This window comes from Streptomyces flavofungini (genome assembly GCF_041028215.1).
In the GTDB taxonomy this organism is placed as follows: Bacteria; Actinomycetota; Actinomycetes; order Streptomycetales; family Streptomycetaceae; genus Streptomyces; species Streptomyces flavofungini_B.
The window spans coordinates 1-6,691 of record NZ_JASKYR010000486.1 but is presented as its reverse complement, the minus strand read 5'-3'; the positions used below and the strand labels follow the sequence as shown (position 1 = coordinate 6,691).

Annotated in this window: 5 protein-coding genes; 3 read left to right on the top strand and 2 right to left on the bottom strand. The window is 73.8% G+C overall.

What is annotated here, in order from left to right; translation table 11 throughout:
* Positions 1 to 251 precede the first annotated feature (251 nt).
* On the top strand, positions 252 to 1,862 hold the full coding sequence (locus AB8Z36_RS27715) for an alpha/beta hydrolase (protein ID WP_369216115.1): 1,611 nt from the start codon (positions 252 to 254) through the stop codon (positions 1,860 to 1,862).
* 5 nt (positions 1,863 to 1,867) lie between these two features.
* Here AB8Z36_RS27715 and hemQ read toward each other — a convergent pair whose 3' ends face one another.
* Both hemQ and hemG read right to left on the bottom strand, forming a co-directional pair.
* Positions 1,868 to 2,587, bottom strand: coding sequence for a hydrogen peroxide-dependent heme synthase (hemQ, locus tag AB8Z36_RS27710; RefSeq protein WP_369216114.1), 720 nt, complete (start codon positions 2,585 to 2,587; stop codon positions 1,868 to 1,870).
* A gap of 4 nt (positions 2,588 to 2,591) precedes the next feature.
* A complete protein-coding gene (gene hemG / locus AB8Z36_RS27705; protein ID WP_369216113.1) occupies positions 2,592 to 4,052 on the bottom strand; it encodes a protoporphyrinogen oxidase in 1,461 nt (486 codons plus the stop codon).
* 172 nt (positions 4,053 to 4,224) lie between these two features.
* Between hemG and AB8Z36_RS27700 the strand changes: the two genes are divergently transcribed.
* Both AB8Z36_RS27700 and AB8Z36_RS27695 read left to right on the top strand, forming a co-directional pair.
* Entirely contained in the window at positions 4,225 to 5,151 is a 927-nt protein-coding gene (locus tag AB8Z36_RS27700) for a DUF4349 domain-containing protein (protein WP_369216112.1), read from the top strand.
* Positions 5,152 to 5,161: 10 nt separating this feature from the next.
* Entirely contained in the window at positions 5,162 to 6,541 is a 1,380-nt protein-coding gene (locus AB8Z36_RS27695) for an FAD-dependent oxidoreductase (protein ID WP_369216111.1), read from the top strand.
* The last annotated feature ends 150 nt before the right edge of the window (positions 6,542 to 6,691 follow it).

The following is a 6,691-nucleotide window of genomic DNA, read 5'->3' as shown; positions in this document are numbered from 1 at the left end:
CGGCTGACCACCGTGGCGGTACGCGGGGTGGGCGCGGTCGCCGATCCGGAGCTGCGCGCGGCCTTCGCGCACCGGGCGGGCCGGGCGGACGGGGAAGCCGCTCAACGGGGGCATTGAGCCGACACCGGCGGGCCGGTGCTTTACTTCACCGAATATCACACGAATTATCCCCTTTGTTCGACGCCGACGTTCGAAGACGGCCCGATCGAGCCCGATCAGGGCCACCCGGATCAAAGGGGTATTGAAGCGCGATGAGAGCAGCAGCCGCCCGTTACGGAACCGCCGGATCACTGGTCCTGACCGCCCTCGTCGTCGCCCCCGCGGGAAGCGCGAGCGGCGCCGCCCACCCGTCCGCCGAGGACCGGGGCTCCCTCGTGGCCGCCGCGCGGGCCGAGGCGGCGGGCATCCACTGGGGCGCCTGCCCCGAGGCCGAGGACATGCCGCCGTCCCTGCGGTGCGGGACGGTCCGGGTCCCGCTGGACTACGCCCGTCCGCGCGGCAAGCAGATCGGACTGACCGTCAGCCGCACCAGGGCGACCCGCAAGTCCGGCGACCGGGCGGTGGCCCGTCAGGGCTCACTGGTCTACAACCCCGGCGGCCCCGGCGCCTCCGGCATGCACTTCCCCGTCATCGGCGTCATGCCCGAGTGGAAGCGCATCGCCGCCGCCTACGACCTGGTGGGCTACGCCCCGCGCGGCGTCGGCCGCTCGGCCCCGCTGTCCTGCCGGGACCCCAAGCGGCTCACCAAGGCGCCCACCAGCGCGCCGAGCCACCCCGACCTCACGTACAAGAAGGAGCGCGTCGCCAAGGCCAAGGCGTACGCGCGCGGGTGCGCCGCCCGCAACCCCGACGTACGGCACTACACCTCGCTCAACAACGCGCGCGACCTCGACGTGCTGCGGGCCGCGCTCGGCGAGAAGAAGCTGACCTTCATGGGCGCCTCCTACGGCACCTACTTCGGGGCCCTGTACGCCACGCTCTTCCCCTCGCACGTGCGCCGCATGGTCTTCGACTCGGCGGTGAACCCCGCGCCCTCGCAGATCTGGTACGGCAACAACCTCGACCAGTCGGCGGCCTTCGAGCGGCGCTGGGCGGACTTCCGCGCCTGGGTGGCCAAGCACGACAAGGTCTACCGCCTGGGCGGGACGCCCGACGCGGTCATGCGGAGCTATGAGAAGGCGAGCGACCGGCTGAGCCGCAAGCCCGCCGGGGGCAAGGTCGGTCCGGGCGAGCTCCAGTCGGCCTTCCTCCAGGCCGGGTACTACGACGACTACTGGCCGACGCGCGCGCAGGCGCTCTCGCAGTACCTCAAGGGCAACGCGAAGCCGCTGATCGAGCAGGCCGCGCCCGAGCCGCGCGGGGCGGCGGAGGCCGAGAACGGCAACTCCGTCTACACGGCCGTGGAGTGCAACGACGCCCCCTGGCCGACGGACTTCGAGACCTGGGACCGGGACAACTCGCTGCTGGCGCGCTCGGCGCCGTTCGAGACCTGGGAGAACGCCTGGATGAACCTGCCGTGCGCCTACTGGTCGGCCCCCCGGCAGCAGCCGCTGGACGTCCGCGCCGACGGCGCAGAGCTGGCCCCGACCCTGATCCTGGCCGCCGAGCGCGACGCGGCCACCCCCTACGAGGGCGCTCTTGAGCTGAACCGCAGGCTGGGCGGCTCGGCCCTGGTGACCGAGCGGGACGCCGGATCGCACGGCATCGGCGGCGCCGCCAACACCTGCGTCAACGGCCATCTGGAGGCCTACCTCCTCAAGGGCCGTGTCCCGGCGCGGGGCACATCGTGCGCACCGCACCGGGAGCCGGAGCCGCAGTCCGGCGAGCGGGCCGCGCGGCGCCCCGTCGTCAGGGCGCTGTAGCGCGCTTACGCCAGGCCCGCCACGAGGTCGGCGACGGACTTGCGGCGGCCGGTGTAGAACGGTACCTCTTCGCGGACGTGCATCCGGGCCTCGGAGGCACGCAGGTGGCGCATGAGGTCGACGATGCGGTAGAGCTCGTCGGCCTCGAAGGCCAGGAGCCACTCGTAGTCACCGAGGGAGAACGAGGCGACCGTGTTGGCGCGCACGTCGGGGTAGCCGCGGGCCATCTTGCCGTGGTCGGCGAGCATGCGGCGGCGGTCCTCGTCGGGCAGCAGGTACCAGTCGTAGGAGCGCACGAAGGGGTAGACGCTGACGTAGTTGCGCGGCGTCTCGTCGGCCAGGAAGGCCGGGATGTGCGACTTGTTGAACTCGGCGGGACGGTGCAGCGCCATGTTCGACCAGACCGGGTCGAGGGCGCGGCCGAGCTTCGTGCGGCGGAAGAGGTTGTAGGCGTCCTGGAGCTCGTCGGCGGTCTCGGCGTGCCACCAGATCATGACGTCGGCGTCGGCGCGCAGGCCGGAGACGTCGTAGGTGCCGCGCACGGTGATGTCCTTGGCGGCGAGCTGGTCGAACAGCTCCTGGACCTCGTCGGCGTAGCCCGCGCGGTCCTCGGGCAGCACGTCCTTCAGCCGGAAGACGGACCACAGGGTGTAGCGGATGACCTCGTTGAGGTCCTTGGCCTTCTTGCCCGCGTTGGGCGTCTTGGCGGGGGCGTCGTCACTCATGCGCCTATTCTCCTCCGGGTCCGTGCAGACTCTGCACCGGGTCGCGGCTGAGCGCGTCAAGGCCCGAGCGGTCTCCGGTGAGCCGGTCGACGGCGGCGTGGGCGCTCGCGACGCAGGCCGGGATGCCCACACCGTCGTACGCCGCTCCGCACACGGCGAGGCCCGGCAGCTTGGCCACGTGCTCGCGGACGCGGGCCACGCGCGCGTGGTGGCCGACGGGGTACTGCGGGAGGCCGTCGTGCCAGCGGGTGACGCGGGTGGCGACGGGCGTGGCGTCGAGCCCGGTCGCCGCGCGCAGGTCGTGCCGCGAGAGCTCGATGAGCTCGGCGTCGTCGCGTCCGAGGATCTCGCTCTCCCCGTACCGCCCCACCGAGGTCCTGAGCACCAGCAGGCCGGGGTCCTCGTCGGCGATCCAGCCCCACTTGCGCGAGGCGAAGGTGGAGGCCTTGATGGTGTGGCCGTCGACGGGCGGCACGAGGAACCCGCTGCCCTCGGGCAACCGGGCCTCGCTCCGGCGGTAGGCGAGGGTCATCAGGGCCATGGAGGCGTACTCCACGCCCGCGAGTTCGGCGGCGGCGGCGGGCGCCTCGGCGCCGAGCAGCGCGGCGGCGGCGTAGGCGGGCACGGCCACGACGACGGACCCGGCGTCGATGACCTCGTCACCGGTGCTCACCCGCCACCCGTCCGGGGTGCGCCGCAGCCCGCTGACCGGCGCCCCGGTGCGGATCTCCCCGCCCCGCGCGCGCACGGCGTCCGCGAGGGCGAGCGGCAGTTGCCCGACGCCGCCCTCGATGCCCATGAAGACGGGCCCGGTCTGCTGGTTTCGCGCGGCCCTGGCCTGGATGGCGCGCACGCCCTCGGTCAGCGAGGTGTGCGTACGGGCGGCCTCGAAGAGCTGCGGGACGGCCGAGCGCAGGGAGATGCGGTAGGCGTCCCCCGCATAGACGCCGCCGAGCAGCGGCTCCACGAGCCGGTCGACGACCTCGCGGCCGAGGCGCTCGGCGACGAAGGCGCCGACCGCGACGTCGTCGCCCACCTCGGTGGGCGGCAGCTCACGGTCCCGCTCGATGCGGCGCAGGCCCTCGTCGGAGAGGACGCCGGAGAGCGCGGAGGCGTCGCCGGGCACGCCCATCACGTGGCCCTTGGGCATCGGGCGCAGGGCGCCGCGGGTCCAGATCGAGGCGGTGGCGGTGGCGGGCGGCTGGAGCCGGTCGCCGAGGCCCACCTCCCGGGCGAGCGCGACGGCTTCGGGGCGCCGGGCGAGCATCGACTCCGCGCCGAGGTCGACGCGGACCCCGGCGATCTCCCCGGCGTGCAGCTTGCCGCCGAGCCTGTCGGAGGCTTCGAGGAGGGTGACCCGGGTGCCCGGTGAGGTGACGAGCAGCCGGTGCGCGGCCGCGAGACCGGCGACGCCGCCTCCGATGACGACGACGTGGCCGCCCGTACCTGTGTCCGTTTCGCGCATGCCCCCACTCTCTCAGAGCCCGCGGCGGTCCCCCGACGGGAGGCTCCCCGCACGGGGTCCGGTGTCGCCGAGTCCGGACCGTGACCGCATCGGGACCGCCCGGCAACCACCGTTCCGCCCCGCCCCGGCGTCCAAGGAGCATCAGTCACCACTTCCCTCGGGGGGAACACAGATGCACACATCAGAGGCGGGCGGACGGCGCCGCGGGTCCCGGCTCCGCGCGGCGCGGGGTCTCTCGGGCGTCCTGCTGGCCGCCGCCCTCGCGCTCGCGGGCTGCTCCGCGGGCGACAGCGACAGCGGCGGCGACGGCGACAAGGCGGCGGTGGGCCGGAGCGACGCGGGCGGGGCGGGCGGACAGGCCGACAGCACGGCCGGAAAGCCCGGCGCCTCCGGCAAGCAGCGGCCCCAGCAGCCCGCGGGCACCCACATCATCCGCACGGCGACACTCACCGTCCGCGTCAAGGACGTCCCGGAGGCGCTGACGCGGGCGCGCGCCGCCGCCGAGGACGCGGGCGGCATCGTGGGCGACGAGAAGACCACCCGCGACGGCCGGGGCCGCGACCGCTCCCGCGTCGTGCTGCGCGTCCCGCAGGAGCGGTACGAGGAGGTGCTCGCCGCCCTTGAGGGCACCGGCAGGCTGCTCGACAGGGACGCCAAGGCCAAGGACGTCACCGACCAGGTCGTCGACGTGGAGAGCCGGGTCAGGTCGCAGCGGGCGAGCGTGGCACGGGTGCGGGAGCTGATGGACAGGGCCACGAAGCTGAGTGACGTGGTCACCCTCGAAGGCGAGCTGAGCACCCGTCAGGCGGATCTGGAGGCACTGCTCGCCCAGCGCGCCTCGCTGAAGGACCGCACCACCATGGCGACGATCACGCTTTCGCTCACCGAAGGCGCGGCGAAGGCGGACGCCGGGGACGACGACCCGACGTTCCTGTCCGCGCTGACCGGCGGCTGGGACGTGTTCGTGACCGTGCTGCGCTGGATCGCGATCGCCCTCGCCGCGGTGCTGCCGTTCGCCGCGGTGGCCGCGCTGCTGATCCTGCTGTGGCTGCGGCTCGTCCGCCCGAGGCTGCCGCGCCGCCCCGGGGACGCGCCGTAGCGTATCCGGCATGAGCAGCACACGAGAGCGACTGGTCATCATCGGAGGCGACGCGACCGGCATGTCCGCGGCGTCGCAGGCACGCAGGCTCAGGAAGCCGGAGGAGCTGGAGATCGTCGCGTTCGAGCGCGGCGACTTCACCTCGTACTCCGCCTGCGGCATCCCCTACTGGGTGGGCGGCGACGTGGCGGACCGGGACGACCTGATCGCGCGTACGCCACAGGAGCACCGCGCGCGCGACATCGACCTGCGCATGCGCACGGAGGTGCGCCGCCTCGACATCGACGGCAGGCGCGTACTGGCCCGCGACCTCGCCTCGGGCGAGGAGTACTGGACGGCGTACGACAAGCTCGTCATCGCCACGGGCGCCCGCCCCGTCCGTCCGCCGCTGCCCGGGATAGACGCGCCGGGCGTGTACGGCGTGCAGACCCTGGGCGACGGCGAGGCGCTGATCGACGCCCTGCGGCACACCGGGGGCAGGCGCGCGATGGTCGTCGGTTCGGGCTACATCGGCGTCGAGATGGCGGAGGCGCTGATCCGCCGGGGCTACCAGGTGACGGCCGTCAACCGGGGCAAGGAGCCCATGTCCACGCTCGACCCGGACATGGGCCGCCTGGTCCACGACGCGATGACCGGCATGGGCATCGAGATGGTGAACGACGCCGAGGTCACGAAGATCCTCACCGGGGACGACGGGCGGGCCAGGGCGGTGGTCACCGAGGACGCGGAGTACCCGGCGGACGTCGTGGTGCTCGGCCTCGGCGTGCGTCCGGAGACGAAGCTCGCCGAGGAGGCCGGACTGCCGCTCGGCGAGAGCGGCGGGCTGCTGACCGACCTGGCGATGCGGGTGCGCGGCCACGAGGACATCTGGGCGGGCGGGGACTGCGTGGAGGTCCTCGACCTGGTGTCGGGCCGCGAGCGCCACATCGCGCTCGGCACCCACGCGAACAAGCACGGCCAGGTCATCGGCTCGAACGTGGGCGGGGGCTACGCCACCTTCCCCGGCGTGGTGGGCACGGCCGTCAGCAAGGTGTGCGACCTGGAGATCGCGCGGACGGGGCTGCGCGAGAAGGAGGCACGGGCGGCGGGCCTGCGCTATGTCGCGGTGACCATCGAGTCGACGAGCCGCGCGGGCTACTACCCGAACGCGGCCCCGATGACGGTGAAGATGATCGCCGAGCAGCGCACGGGCAAGCTCCTCGGCGTCCAGATCGTGGGCCGCGAGGGCGCGGGCAAGCGGGTCGACATCGCGGCGGTGGCCCTGACGGCGCGGATGACGGTGGAACAGATGACGGCCCTGGACCTGGGGTACGCGCCCCCGTTCTCGCCCGTCTGGGACCCGGTGCTGGTGGCGGCGCGCAAGGCGGTGTCGGCGGTACGGGCGGGCTGACGCGCGCACGGCAGACGGCGACGGCGCACGGCACACGGCGTGCGGCACACGGCGCACGGCACACGGCCTGCGGCGCGCGAGGGGCGTACCGCGCGGAAACGCAAGGGCGCCCCTCACACGCCCCGCCATCACGCCCTGATTCGCGCGCCC